Annotated in this window: 14 protein-coding genes; 9 read left to right on the top strand and 5 right to left on the bottom strand. The window is 67.3% G+C overall.

From position 1 onward, the window contains the following. The first annotated feature begins 7 nt into the window (after positions 1 to 7). From motB to VXM69_RS03450, 3 genes are all read left to right on the top strand, one after another. Positions 8 to 943, top strand: a complete 936-nt coding sequence (gene motB / locus VXM69_RS03460) for a flagellar motor protein MotB (protein ID WP_367188999.1) — start codon at positions 8 to 10, stop codon at positions 941 to 943. A 154-nt stretch (positions 944 to 1097) separates the two neighbouring features. Further along, positions 1098 to 1637, top strand: coding sequence for a hypothetical protein (locus tag VXM69_RS03455; protein ID WP_367188998.1), 540 nt, complete (start codon positions 1098 to 1100; stop codon positions 1635 to 1637). Between the two features lie 117 nt (positions 1638 to 1754). Next, on the top strand, positions 1755 to 3101 hold the full coding sequence (locus VXM69_RS03450; protein ID WP_367188996.1) for a DUF2325 domain-containing protein: 1347 nt from the start codon (positions 1755 to 1757) through the stop codon (positions 3099 to 3101). A gap of 24 nt (positions 3102 to 3125) precedes the next feature. On the opposite strand, the gene VXM69_RS03445 is transcribed toward VXM69_RS03450, so the two are convergent. From VXM69_RS03445 to VXM69_RS03435, 3 genes are all read right to left on the bottom strand, one after another. Beyond that, positions 3126 to 3449 carry a winged helix-turn-helix domain-containing protein gene (locus tag VXM69_RS03445; RefSeq protein ID WP_034188511.1) on the bottom strand — a complete coding sequence of 108 codons (324 nt, stop codon included), beginning with the start codon at positions 3447 to 3449 and terminating at the stop codon, positions 3126 to 3128. 282 nt (positions 3450 to 3731) lie between these two features. Then, entirely contained in the window at positions 3732 to 4499 is a 768-nt protein-coding gene (locus VXM69_RS03440) for a DeoR/GlpR family DNA-binding transcription regulator (RefSeq protein WP_034188512.1), read from the bottom strand. Between the two features lie 44 nt (positions 4500 to 4543). Continuing rightward, positions 4544 to 5224 carry an MgtC/SapB family protein gene (locus VXM69_RS03435; protein ID WP_069704411.1) on the bottom strand — a complete coding sequence of 227 codons (681 nt, stop codon included), beginning with the start codon at positions 5222 to 5224 and terminating at the stop codon, positions 4544 to 4546. A gap of 259 nt (positions 5225 to 5483) precedes the next feature. On the opposite strand from VXM69_RS03435, the gene VXM69_RS03430 reads away from it, so the two are divergent. The 5 genes from VXM69_RS03430 (at position 5484) to VXM69_RS03410 (ending at position 11028) form a co-directional block, all read left to right on the top strand. Beyond that, complete coding sequence (locus VXM69_RS03430) at positions 5484 to 6428, top strand: choline ABC transporter substrate-binding protein (RefSeq protein WP_034188514.1); 945 nt, start codon at positions 5484 to 5486, stop codon at positions 6426 to 6428. Positions 6429 to 6451: 23 nt separating this feature from the next. Then, on the top strand, positions 6452 to 7132 hold the full coding sequence (locus VXM69_RS03425) for an HAD family phosphatase (protein WP_034188515.1): 681 nt from the start codon (positions 6452 to 6454) through the stop codon (positions 7130 to 7132). A gap of 168 nt (positions 7133 to 7300) precedes the next feature. Beyond that, positions 7301 to 7438, top strand: coding sequence for a hypothetical protein (locus tag VXM69_RS03420; RefSeq protein ID WP_226103870.1), 138 nt, complete (start codon positions 7301 to 7303; stop codon positions 7436 to 7438). A gap of 41 nt (positions 7439 to 7479) precedes the next feature. Continuing rightward, on the top strand, positions 7480 to 9927 hold the full coding sequence (locus VXM69_RS03415) for a phosphocholine-specific phospholipase C (protein ID WP_367188995.1): 2448 nt from the start codon (positions 7480 to 7482) through the stop codon (positions 9925 to 9927). A 510-nt stretch (positions 9928 to 10437) separates the two neighbouring features. Further along, the gene (locus VXM69_RS03410) at positions 10438 to 11028 is read left to right on the top strand and encodes a GNAT family N-acetyltransferase (RefSeq protein WP_124670154.1); all 591 of its coding nucleotides are present in this window, start codon (positions 10438 to 10440) and stop codon (positions 11026 to 11028) included. A gap of 30 nt (positions 11029 to 11058) precedes the next feature. On the opposite strand, the gene tam is transcribed toward VXM69_RS03410, so the two are convergent. Further along, positions 11059 to 11844, bottom strand: coding sequence for a trans-aconitate 2-methyltransferase (tam, locus tag VXM69_RS03405; protein ID WP_367188994.1), 786 nt, complete (start codon positions 11842 to 11844; stop codon positions 11059 to 11061). Between the two features lie 129 nt (positions 11845 to 11973). Here tam and VXM69_RS03400 point away from each other — a divergent pair, with 129 nt between their 5' ends. After that, positions 11974 to 12870 (top strand): LysR family transcriptional regulator, encoded by an 897-nt coding sequence (locus tag VXM69_RS03400; RefSeq protein ID WP_034188520.1) that lies wholly within the window; start codon positions 11974 to 11976, stop codon positions 12868 to 12870. A gap of 87 nt (positions 12871 to 12957) precedes the next feature. On the opposite strand, the gene VXM69_RS03395 is transcribed toward VXM69_RS03400, so the two are convergent. Then, entirely contained in the window at positions 12958 to 13392 is a 435-nt protein-coding gene (locus VXM69_RS03395; RefSeq protein ID WP_367188993.1) for a GNAT family N-acetyltransferase, read from the bottom strand. Positions 13393 to 13549: the final 157 nt, after the last annotated feature.

Here is a 13549-nt window from a genome sequence, read left to right as displayed (position 1 = left end):
ACACGCCATGGCCGACCATCGCTCCAGTTCGTCGAAGCAGCCCGCCTCGGCATCGCGCGTCGTCGTGCGCCGCAAGAAAGGCGGCGACCATGACGCCCACCACGGCGGTGCATGGAAAATCGCGTACGCCGATTTCGTCACGGCGATGATGGCGTTCTTCCTGCTGATGTGGCTGCTCGGCTCCGTCTCGAAGTATGACAAACAAGGGATCGAGGACTACTTCAATACGCCGCTGTCGACGCTCCTGTCCGGCGGGAAAGACGCCCAGGCGCCGCGCCCGAGCGTCGTGCAGGGTGGCGGCCGCGACCTGTCGGACCCCGCGCCGGCCATCGACACGAAAGCGCCACCGGTGCCGGCCAGCTCGCCCGCAGCCGTCGCCGACAACGCCGATACGCAAAAACTCGAGCGCCTGAAGGCAAAGCTGACCGCGGCGATCGCACGGAGTCCGTCGTTGCGCGCCTACCAGGACCAGATCCGGATCGCGATCACCCACGAGGGCCTGCGCATCGAGATCGTCGATTCGCTCAAGCGGCCGATGTTCGCGTCGGGCAGTTCGCAACCCGAAAGCTATGCGACCGCGATCCTCGCGCAAGTCGGCGCGGCGCTCGACGAGGTCGACAACCGCGTGTCGATCGCCGGCCATACCGATTCGACGCCCTATCCCGGCGGCCCGACCGGCTATTCGAACTGGGAGTTGTCCAGCGATCGCGCGAACGCCGCGCGGCGCGCGCTGGTCGCCGGCGGGTTGCGGGAAGCGAAGCTGCTGCAGGTGCGCGGGCTCGCGGATGTGCTGCCGCTCGACCGGAACGTGTCGGACGAGCCGACCAATCGCCGCATCAGCATCCTCGTCATGAACAATGCCGCCGAGCAGGCGTTCTTTCGCGACGGTGGCCGCACGACCGTCGGCGAGACGCCCGGCATCGTGCCTGCCGTCCGCCCGTGACGCGCGCGCGGCCGCAGCCGGCGACGGTCAACCGATGAGCGCGGCCGTTCAGGCCGTTGACGACACCCTGCCTTGCGGCACGGTGTCGTCTTTTTTTGCGTCCTCGATATATTCCGTAGAATATATCGAAACCTTGCCCACCCGGAGAAGCAGCATGGCCCGCACGTCGACGGATCGCACCCCGCCGCGCACCGCCCGGGAACAGGCGCTCGCACGCAAGATCAGCGCACTCAAGCCGCTGTCGAGCGACACCCGGGCGCGGCAGGTCACGGATGTCGTCGACGCGTTCCGGCGCCTGCGCGGCAGCATCGTGCGTTTCATCCGGATGCTCTCCGCCGCGCACACCGGCGCGATGCCGGACGAAGCGTTGTCGGCAATGGGCTTTCGTGAACTGCTGGCGACGCTCGAACGCGACGCACGCGCCGCCCGCTTCACGCGCCTGCCCGACCTCGAACGCGCGATCGGCCACGCGCGCGGCCTCGAACGCACGCGCGACGACGTGTTTTCCGATTCGTTCAGCAACGACCCGGTCGCGATGCGCGACGCGGTTGCCGCGCTCGAGCGCGTCGACGTGCTGTTCGTCGGGCTGTGCGTCGAATCCGTGATGGCGCGCCACGCGCCGGCATCGCTCCCCCTTTCGCCCGCGGCGCCGGCCGCGCTACCGCAACCCTGCCGTCCGGCGCTGTCCTGCTGACCATCCCCCGCATCGCCCGATGGTTTCCCCGGAATTGTTCCCGTTATATTCCGTGGTATATTTCGCAAATCTTTCGCGCATCCGTCTCCGGTCCGATCGTGCCGGATAGAGGTCAACATGCACGCTCCGCCCTTTCGCCTGGCCCGCACGGCGGATCTCCCGTCGTCCGGCGGCCTTCCGTCCGCGGCCACCGGCGCGCGGATCGACGCGTGCTGCGCGCCGTCCCGCGCGCAACAGGCCAAGTTGAAGCGCCGCGCGCGCCTGTCCGAACTCGATGCGAACCTGCACTGCTCGATCATCGGCACCTGCCTGACCACGCACGAACTGCGCAAGCTCGTGCCGAAGTTCACCGACCTCGACCGGCAGCGTGCGACCGACCTCGACATCCATCACGCGGCCGTCGCGCTCGCGATCGACGGCACGGCCGGCGCCAAGGCGTTGCACAAGGCGCTCGACGAACGCCATGCGGGCGCGATACGCGCGTTCGACAACGCAAAGGACGCGGACGAACTGCTCACGCGCTGGAAGGAATCGCTCAAGCGCGGCGACATTCCGCCCGCGTACTGGGCACTGATGACGCATCCGCGCACGACGATGGGCGTGCGCCAGGCCGCATTCGGCGACCTGCACATGCTGTCGCACCTGGTCGGCGCGGCCAATCGCGCCGATATCCGGCGGCTGGTCGCGCTGGAGGAAGAGAACGCGGCATTGCATGCGAAGCTCGAACGGCAGCAGGCACGCCTGCACGAGATGAGCACGCAGCGCGACGCAGCACTGCAGGAACGGGACGCGCTCCACGCCCGCCACCACGCGCGGCCGCTGGCCGCCGAAAGCGCGTTGCGCGACGAAGTGCACGAACTGCGCGAGGCGCTGACCGCGCGCGACGAACGGCTTGCGCTGCACACGAGCCGCCGCGAGGCCGCCGAGGAGCGGATCGCCGCGGAACAGGCGAGCGCCCGCGCGATGCGCGCGCGGCTCGACGACCTGACGGCGATGGTAAAGACGCTGCGCGCGGAGGCGAGCGCGATCGAACAGGCGGTGCAGGCGTCGGCGGCCGACCCGGCCGCCCCGGCGACGAATGCGCTGTCGATGCTGCAGGGCAGGCGCGTCGTCTACGTCGGCGGGCGGCCCGGTTCGAACCGGGCGATCCGGCGGATCGTCGAGGCGTCGGGCGGCGAAGTGACGCTGCACGACGGCGGCGTCGAGGATCGCAAGGGCCTGCTGGCCGCCGCGCTGCCGGGCGCGCAGATGGTCGTCTTCCCGGTCGACTGCATCGATCACGATTCGATGAACCTGCTCAAGCGTATCTGCGAACGCCACCACATCGCGTACTACCCGTTGCGGACCGCCAGCGTCGCGAGCTTCGTCGAATTGATCGGACGGCTCGATGCACGGGCACGCGACGTCATCGCGCCGGATGGCGCCGCGAGCGACCCGTCACGCTTCTGCTTGCGGCACGGGTAGGCCAGCGCCGGCACAACGCCCCCGTCAGCGACGCACCATTTTCGTGAGCGCGGCGATGTCGTCCGCGCACGCCGCGTAAGCGCGCGCCTCGATCCCGCGATAAAGGCGGATGATCTCCTCGCCGACCGGCGTCAGCACGCTGCCGCCGCCGCTCTGCCCGCCATGCTCGGACACCGTCGCGGGCGATTTCAGCGAACGGTTCAGTTCGTCCATCAGCAGCCACGCGCGCCGGTACGACATCTTCAGGCTGCGCGCCGCCGCCGAAATCGAACCGTGCTCGCGCACCGCCTCGAGCAGCGCGACCTTGCCCGGGCCGAGCGCAATCGTGTCGGCCTGCTGGATACGCATCCTGAACCGCACCTCAGGCTTGGGGTGTGCCGAAGTCTTCATGTTGTCCGCCGAGTGATCGATGCGGGCAAGCATACACGATGGCCTGCACGGAAAACGCCGCGCCCGGCCCCCGGCAGGCGCGCGACGATGCCGACGAGCCGCTTCACGCAGCGCGGCGCGGGCAGCCGGTCGGCGCCCGGGAACGGCGGCGGCGCGCCGTCGTCGGCCGACAGCGGTCCGGGTGCAAACGGCGGGCCACATGGGCCGTAGACGGCAGCCGATCGCCCCTGCCCGCGGGCGCTATGCCAGCACGACGTTCCCGACGGCCTTCCTGATGCGCTTGTAGCTGTCGACCGATTCCGCCTTCTGGTCGGTCACCAGCGTGCCGATCCGAGCGGGCTCACAGAAGCTGATCCGGCTGTTCGTGCCGAGCTTGCTGAAATCGGCCAGGATCGCCACGTCCGCCGCGTTGCTCACCATCGCGCGCGCCACCTCGGTTTCCATCCGGTCGTAGTTCGTCGCGCCGCGAACGGCATCGACGCCCACCGGCGACAGCAGCGCGAGATCGGCGCGGTAGCGGAAGATCTCGGCGACCGTGCCGTCGCCGACCGTCGCGGCCGCGCGGCTGCCAATCATCCCGCCGAGCAGGATCGTTTCGTTCCTGCCTTGCGCCGGGTCGCTCGAGCGCATCTTCAGCGCGACGTCGATCGAGTTCGTGACGATCGTGAGGCCCGACAACTTCGCCAGTTCCTCGGCCAGCAGCGTGGTGGTCGTGCCGGCGTCGATGAACAGCGTCTGCGAGCCCGTGACGAGCCGCGCGGCCGCGCGCGCGATCGCCAGCTTCGCCTTCACGTGCGTCTGCGCGCGCTCGGCGATCGGCGCTTCGTCGCCGACCTGCACCGCGCCGCCGTGCACACGCTTCAGTTCACCGAGCGCCTCGAGGTCGACGAGATCGCGGCGCACGGTTTCGCGCGACACGTTCAGGTCGGCCATGATTCGGTCGGTGGACACGCGCTGCATCTTCGATAACAGAAGCCGGATCCTCTGGTATCGCTCTTCTTGCCACATGAAATGTCCTCGGAAAAGTCTGTCAATCTTATTCGAACGGCCGTCTACCCGGCGCTTTCTTCCATTTTTTTGACGCCGACGAGGGTCTGCAGCGATTGACGGACCACCTGGAATTCGCGGCTCGTCATCTTCGAGAACACCACGTGGATGCGGTCGTCGTCGGGTGTCGCGTCGTCCTGCTCGATGATGAACTGGACGATGCGCGCCTGGTCGATGCCGGGCATCGACTGCAGCGACGTCAGTTTCACGGCGCCTCGGCTCGCGAGGATGCGCACGCCCCAGCGCTGCCGCGCGGCGAAAAAGCGCTTCTCGATCGGCTTCAGCCCGGCCAGGATCGCCAGCACGATCGCCGTCGCGGCGATCGCGGCCACGTACATGCCGCCGCCCACCGCCAGTCCGACCGCCGCGACGACCCACAGGCTCGCCGCGGTCGTCAGCCCGCGGATGATCTCGCCGCGCAACATGATCGACCCCGCGCCGAGAAAACCGATACCCGATACGACCTGCGCGGCGACCCGCGACGGGTCGAGCGACACGTTCTTCGCCTCCTGGATATCCGCGAAGCCGAACGCCGACACGATCATCACCAGCGCGGCGCCCACGGCCACCAGCATATGCGTGCGCAACCCGGCCGCCCATGACAGACGCTCGCGCTCGATGCCGACGATGCTGCCGAGCAGGGCCGCCAGCAACAGGCGGGAAACGATTTCCAGCTGACTGATCATTCGAACACTCCTTCCTGACGGATTCACTTGATGACGCACGGACCGCACGGACCGCTGCGCGGCTCGCCCCGGCTTCGCCCGGCCGCCTTCGCGTTCGCCGGGTTGTATTTTTGTGCAATCTTGCGATTTTGTGCGTTCTAATATACGGTACGCAAAACGACAAAGCCAGACCCAGGTTCGTTTGTTTCATCCGATCCACACGATCAATCGTCAGACCAATCAGGTAACACGATCCGAAACACTTGCTTAGGAGACCATCATGATCAAGAAAGCATGGATGCTGGCTGCGACGCTGCTGGCGGCATTTTTAACGGCACCCGCTCATGCGTCCGAGGGCGATACCTGCAGGAAGGTGACCCTCGGCGACGTGGGCTGGAGCGACATCGCGGCCACCACCGGCGTCGCGATGATGCTCCTGGACGGGCTCGGCTACGAGGCAACCAAGACGATCGCGTCGCCGCCGATCGTGCTGGCCGGCGTGAAGAAGGCGCAGATCGATGCGTTCCTCGGCTACTGGGATCCGAGCATGACGCCGACCGTGAAGCCGTTCGTCGATGCCGGCGCCGTGCACCTGCTGCCGCAACCCAACCTGGTCGGCGCGCGCTACACGCTGGCCGTGCCGCAGTATGCGTCGGACAAGGGCCTCAGGAGCTTCGCCGACATCGCCAGATTCCGCGACCAGCTCGACGGCAAGATCTACGGGATCGGCGCCGGCAACAACGGCAATGCACTGGTCCAGCGGATGATCGACAGGAACGAATTCGGGCTCGGCGGCTTCAAGCTGGTCGAATCGAGCGAGGCCGGGATGCTCGTCCAGGTCACGCGCGCGGTGCAGGAACACCGGATGATCGTGTTCCTGGCGTGGGAGCCGCATCCGATGAACATCAACTACAAGATCGCGTATCTCGACGGCGGCGACACCGTGTTCGGTCCGAACTACGGCTCGGCGAAGGTCTACACGCTCGTCACGCCCGGCTATCTCGAACGCTGCCCGAACGTCGGCCGGCTGCTGACCAACCTGAAATTCACGACCGACGAGGAAAACCAGCTGATGGTGCCGATCATGAATCACGCCGATCCGGTCGCGGTCGCGAAGGAATGGGCGAAGAAGAACCCGGGCGTGCTGTCGAAGTGGCTCGACGGCGTCACGACCATCGACGGGAAAAACGCCAGGGACGCGATCGAGAAGCTCATCGGCGCGTAAATACGCCATACAGGGAAAGGCCCATGCACAAGAATCTCGCGCTGTTCGACCTCGATCACACGCTGCTGCCGCTCGACAGCGACCAGGCCTGGAGCCGCTTCATCACGCGGGTCGGCTGGCAGGAGGACGACGCGCACACGGCGCTGATCGACGAGCACTACGGCCACTATGCGGCCGGCACGCTCGACATGGATGCGTATCTCGCCGTGACGCTCGCGCCGCTCACGCGCTACTCGCGCGCGCAGCTCGAACGGTGGCATGCGCAGTTCATGGACGAGGTGATCCGGCCGGCGATTACACCGGAGGCACGCGCGCTGGTCGACCGGCATCGCGAGAACGGCGATCTCTGCTGCATCGTGACGGCGACCAACGTCTTCGTCACACGGCCGATCGCGGCCGAGTTCGGGATCGAGCACCTGCTCGGCATCGAGCTCGATACCGACGACGGCACGCCGGCCGGGCGGTTCACCGGGCGCAGCATCGGCGTGCCGAGTTTCCGGGAAGGCAAGATCGTGCGCACGGCGGCATGGCTGAAATCGCTCGGCTACCTGCCGTCCGATTTCGAACGGACCTACTTCTACAGCGATTCGATCAACGACGTGCCGCTGCTCGACTACGTCACGCATCCGGTCGCGACCAATCCCGACTCGAAGCTTTCCCAGGTCGCCGGCAAACGCGGCTGGCCTGTCATGAAGTTGTTCTGATTCGGGCGATATTCTCTGCTGTCCATTTTCATGTCTGGAGGGGAAATGAAATACGGAGCACGCAGCAACCATCCCGATCAATCAGGAATCCGATTCGAATCGGATCGAAATCAAGTCGTCCCGCCTCGCCCCGCGGAAAGCCGTATTCCGCACTGGCGCGGCGTTTTCATGATCGCGCTGCTGTGCGCGCTGGCCGCCTGCGGCGACGGCGACCCGGGCGCGGCGGGCACTGTCGCCGCCGCGCGCGCGTCGGCACCGGGTTCGGCGTCCGCGCCGGTCCTGCACTGCGCAAGCGCGTGCCATTGACCGGCCCCGGCCCCATCCGCCATCCAGGACAAGGAGCGATCATGCAAAACAAACCCACGACACGACGTCAGTTCCTCGCCGATGCGCTGAAGCTCGCCGGCGCCACCGCGGTGACGGGCATGCTGCCCGAAAGCATCCTGCGCGCACAATCGATTCCGGCCGCCACCGTCACCGGCACGATCCAGGACGTCAAGCACGTCGTCATCCTGATGCAGGAAAACCGGTCGTTCGACCACTATCTCGGCACGCTGCGCGGCGCGCGCGGCTTCGGCGATCCGCGGCCGGTCGTGATCTCCAGCGGCTACCCGGTCTGGCGCCAGCCATCGACGCTGTCCTACGTGTTCCCGTTCAACCCGTCGCCGCCCGTTTCCGGCGTCGCGAACGGCGACACGTACTACGGCGACCTCGATCACAGCTGGAGCGGCACGCACAGCGCATGGAACAACGGCCGCTACGACAACTGGGTCGCCGCGAAGACCAGCGGCACGATGTACTACTTCACGCAGAACGACATCCCGTTCTACTACGCGCTGGCCAGCGCGTTCACCGTATGCGACGCGTACCACTGCTCGATGCTCGGCCCGACCGACCCGAACCGCCTGTATCTGTGGACCGGCTGCTGCGGCAACGTCGCCGGCTATTCGCCGTACACGACGAACACGATGACCGGCACCGGCTGGACCACGATGCCGGAACGCCTGAACTCGGCCGGCGTCACGTGGAAGTTCTACCAGGACAAGGGCAACGGCCTCGATGCCGGCCACGGCTACGGCGAATACAACGGGTCGAGCAAGGATCTCTGGTGGAACGGCAACTACGGCGACAACGTCATCCTGAACTTCAAGCAGTACCAGAACCTCGGCGCGAATGATCCGCTCGCGCCGGCGCTCGACGGCACGCAGATCGACCCGACCGGCGGCGGCACGGAGTACGACACCCGTCTGTTCAGTCAACTGCGGGCCGACGTCGCGAACGGCACGCTGCCGCAGGTATCGTGGATCGCCGCGCCCTATGCGTATTGCGAACACCCGTCGTGGGCCGCGAGCGGCGGCGAATGGTATGTCAGCAACGTGCTCAACGCGCTGACGTCGAATCCGGCGGTGTGGGCCAGCACCGTGCTGGTCGTGATGTACGACGAGAACGACGGCCTGTTCGACCACGTGCCGCCGGCCGTCCCGTCGAGCGCCGCCGCCGGCACCGGCCGGTCGACGGTCTCGACGGCCGCGGAATTCGTGGCCGGCAGCGGCGCCGCATCGGACGGCGCCGCGAGCGGCGACGTCCCGATCGGGCTGGGCCCGCGCGTGCCGATGTTCGTGATCTCGCCGTGGTCGAAAGGCGGCAAGGTCAACTCGCAGGTCTTCGATCACACGTCGGTGATCCGTTTTCTGGAAGCGCGCTTCGGGCTGCAGGAGACCAACATCACGCCGTGGCGCCGCACGGTGTGCGGCGATCTCACGTCGGCGTTCGACTTCGCGAATCCCGACCAGACGATTCCGGCGATTCCGGCGGCGGCCAGCAACATGGACCCGAACGGCTCGACGGTGCTGATTCCGCCGGCCACGACCACCGCGGTTCCGGCGCAAACGGCCGGCCGCAACACCGCGTGCCGGCTGCCGTACGAGTTCTTCGTCCAGGGCCGCGTCAACCGCTCCGGCAAGACGCTCGCGCTGACGATGACCAACACGGGTGCGGCCGGCGTGCACCTGCAGGCATGGGTCGACGGCACGAGCACGACGCCGCGGCAGTACACGATCGGCACCGGCACCGGCGCGTGCCTCACGGATTCGCTCGCGCTGAATTCGGCGGGCGGCTACGACTATTCGATCTACGGCCCGAACGGGTTCCTGCAGACGTTCCGCGGCACCATCGGCGCAGCGGGGAACGCGGGATCGACCGGCGAAGTGTCGCTCTGCTACGACGTACAGAACGGCAACGTGCAGATCACGCTCGACAATTCGGCCGGTTCGAGCACGACGACGTTCCAGCTCGTCGACAATGCGTACGGGATGAACCGCGCGCAGTCGGTCAGCGTACCGGCCGGTGCGACGCAGGCGGTCACGTGGTACGGCGACGCCGGCTGGTACGACGCGAGCATCCGCGACGCGAACGATCCGAACTTCCTGCGCCGTATCGCCGGCTGCGTGCAGACGCAATCCGGCACGTTGCTGACGGATTCGGCGATCGGCAATACGAACGGGAAATTCGTCGCGGCGCTGGCGTCGCAGGGGTCGTCGTACGCTACGCTGCGGTTCGACTACGTCGTGCCGCCGTGGCGCCACAGCCCGAAGAACTGGGTCGGCATCTATCCGCGCGGCGCGCAACCGACCCGGGGTGGCTACAAGTCGTGGGCGTACCTGCCCAAGAGCACCGGCTCGCTGCTGTTCTCGTCGACCGCGAACAGCACGCTTGCATCGGGCCAGTACGATGCGTGGCTGCTGTTCGACGACGGCTATACGCCGCTGGCAGGCCCCATCGCGATCAGCATCTGAGGTCGCGGCCGTTTCGTCGTCGCTTCAACGTTCCGGCCGGCGCGCGTGCATGACGCGCGCCGCGGCAAAAACGGGTGACGCAGGCCGATCCGCGTTGCGCCGGCGATGCAGGTCAGCCTCTCTTCCGGCTTTCGTGGAGCAGTGGACGACGCGATGCTTGACGGCGCCACGACCGTCAAACTGTTTGACGGAACATGTCGAGTTGTTCAAAACGGTAAACAATCATTCGGTTTCCTGTCGTCTTTCATCCGCTGACGATCGACTGCCGTCGCGATTGGGAGACACGACGCGCGGCGGTCGTCATCGCACCGGCAGCAACGCCGTGACGACGCCGAAATCCAGCATAATCAGGCGGGCACACAGCCGTGTCTGTACCGGTTTCGCATGCAGCGAATGGTGCAGATGCAGAAAACGAAGAACGGGAACGGGCGCGATTCGATGCACATCGGTGCGCCGGCGATCGCGCCACCAACGAGACCACACCCTCCGCCGAAGACAGGACACCGACATATGGACCGAGCCGAGCACATCAGCATCGAACCGGCGATCTCGCTTGCCGCCGACGAGCTGGACCAATGCGACTTCTCGTTCGACATCGCATGGGAGCTGAATGCGCCGTATCAGGATTTGCTCGACCTGCGCGCGTTGCCCGCGCGCCGCAAAAACTACGGGTTCGATCCGGCCGGCTGGGCCGATGAAGCGTCGGGCAAGACAGCGCTCTTTCGCGCGACCGCCGGCGGGCGGTTCGCCGGGTTCGTCGCGGTCGCCGAGCGCTGGAACGGCATGGCCGAAATCGCCGAACTGGCCGTCGACCGCGAGCATCGGCGCCTCGGTATCGGGCAATTCCTGCTGGCGGCCGCGGAAGCCTGGGCGCGCCATCACGGGTTCGGCTTCATGCGGCTGGAAACGCAGGCGAACAACGTCGCGGCCTGCTCCACTTATGCGCGCGCGGGCTTTACGCTCGGCGGCCACGACCGCTTCCTGTATGCAGGCGGCGAGAACGCCGGGGAAGTCGCGCTGTTCTGGTACAAGGACCTGCGCGACGGGCAGACCGCTCGGAGCCGCACGGTCGATCCCGCATCGGTGCGGCCGGTGCGCTGACGCCCCGTCGCCCGTCACGTCATGGCCGAATTACTTCCGAGTCGCCACGATGAACAGGCGCGGGAACGGCAGCAGCACGGTGCCGTCGTCGAGTACCGGATAACCGTCCGGCCCGGCGATCGCGTCGCGATAACGCGCGAGGAACGCGCGCTGCTCGGCAGCGTCGAGCGCGGCAAGGAACGGCCGCAGCGCACTGCCCTTGAACCATTCGACGACCGCGTCCGCACCGCCGCGCAGCGGGTGATAGTAGGTCGTGCGCCACACGTCCACGCGCGAACACAGCGGCGACAGCAGCGCATGGTAGTAGCGCGCATCGAACCGCTCGGTACGCGCCGCCCCTTTCAGCTTGTCGGCCCACGGCCCGGCCGCGGCGACCTCGCGCATCAGCCGGTGCGCGGGCTCGTCGAGGTTGTCCGGCATCTGCACCGCGAGATGGCCGCCCGGCGCGAGCCGGCCGACGAGCATCGGGAACAGCGTGTCGTGCGCGGGCACCCACTGCAGCACCGCGTTCGACAGGATCAGGTCATAGCCGCCCGGATCGTCCCACGTGGCGACATCAGCGAGATCGAACCGCAACGCCGGCAGCCGCTTGCGCGCGGCCGCGATCATGTCCGCCGATGCGTCGATCCCGTGGATCGTCGCGTCCGGCGCGCGTGCCATCAGCGCCTCGGTCGAATTGCCGGGCCCGCAGCCGATGTCGATCGCGGTACGGATCGGCGTCTTCGGCACGGCGGCCAGCAGGTCGCGCACCGGCCGCGTGCGTTCGTCCTCGAACCGCACGTACTGGTTTGCGTATAGATCGAGTGGGGTCGTCACGATGATTCTCCTTGTGGGCGGAGGCGGCATGCGCGCCGGGATCCGGGCAGCCGCCGATCCAGCGCATTCTGCGACCGTATCCGACCTTCAGTAAAATGAATTTAATATCGTTATTGATTCAAAATTCTGATGAAGATCGATACGCTCGGTGTCCAGGCTTTCGTCGCGATCGCCGACGGCGGCAGCTTCCGGCAGGCGGCCGACACGCTGCACGTCACGCAAACGGCGATCACGCAGCGGCTGCGCAAGCTCGAATCCTATCTCGGCGTCGCGCTGGTCGAGCGCACGACGCGCCGCACCACGCTGACCGAGATCGGCCGGCGCTTTCTGCCGCAAGCGCGCCGGCTGCTGAACGAGTTGTCCGACGCGCTGACCGAAATCCGCGAGACGGGCCTGAGCCAGCGCGGCGACGTCACGATCGCGTGCGTGCCGACGGTCGGCGTGCAATACCTGCCGCGCATCCTGCGCGCGTTCTCCGGGCATCGCCCGCACGATCGCGTGAAGATCCTCGACCATGCGTCGGCGTCGGTGCTGCAGGCCGTGCTGCGGCGCGAAGCCGAATTCGGCATCAGCATCGCCGGCGACCAGCATCCCGAACTTGTCAGCGTGCCGCTCACGCACGATCCCTACGTGCTCGTGTGCCGCGACGATCATCCGCTCGCGAGGCGCCGGCGCATCCGCTGGGCGGCGCTGCAGCCGCATCCGCTGATCTTCGCCGGCGAGGTGAGCGGCAATCGCGGGCTGCTCGAAGGCGCGCTGAAGACGAGCGGCGTGTCGCTGCATTCGTTCTACGAAGTGCAGCGCAGTTCGACGGCGCTCGGGCTCGTCGCGGAAGGGCTCGGTGCGGCCGTCGTGCCGAAACTCGCGATCCAGAAGAACGCGTATCCGATGATCCGCACGATCGAGCTCGTCGAGCCGTCGGTGTCGCGCACGCTCGTGCTCGTCACGCGCAAGAGCGCGCAACTGTCACCGGCCGCGCGTGCGCTCTACGACATGATCGTCGAGCGGGCCGCGCCGGGGCGGTAACGCGCGCCATGCGGGCGTTGCCTGTGCCGGCCGGTCGTCCGCGATGTCGGCAGGCGTCAGGAAGTAGCCCGCACCGCCACGCAGCGCTCAAAGCACCTTGACCATGAACACGCGCGCCGCGCCTTCGGGATCGCAAGGCACTTCGCCGAACGTCTCGTAGCCCTGCTTCCGGTAGAAGTCCGGCGCCTGGAACGAGATCGTGTACAGCACCGCACGCGCGCAGCCGCGCCGCTTCGCCTCCGCTTCGGCCTCGCGCAGCAGCCGGCTGCCGAATCCGCCGCCGCGCAGCGATTCGGGCAGGTAGAACAGGTCGATGAAAAAGAGGCCGAGCGACGTGCGGCCCGTCAGGCCGCCCAATATCTCGCCGGTCGCGGGATCGGTCACGTAGACGTCGAGCGCGGCCGAGTCGGCGCGCCCCGTCATCGCACGGTTGAATTCGCCGAGCTTGCGGCTGATGAAATGGCGGGCGGCCGGTTGTTCGGTATCGGTCAGTTGCAGGGTGACGTCGGCAGGGGTAGTCATCGGGCGAACGCGTGCGTGAATGAAGCCGCCGGGTGCGCGGTACCCGCGGCGGGCGTCGCATGACTATAGCGCGCCGCCACACGCTCACGCCACCGAGAACGCCGCCTTTCGGGCGGCCGTGCGGTGCCGCTCGCGCGTCCGCTGCACCCTCGGCGGC

This window comes from Burkholderia sp. Ed8, assembly GCF_040761425.1.
Taxonomy (GTDB): domain Bacteria; phylum Pseudomonadota; class Gammaproteobacteria; order Burkholderiales; family Burkholderiaceae; genus Burkholderia; species Burkholderia seminalis.
This window is presented reverse-complemented; position numbering and strand designations above follow the sequence as displayed.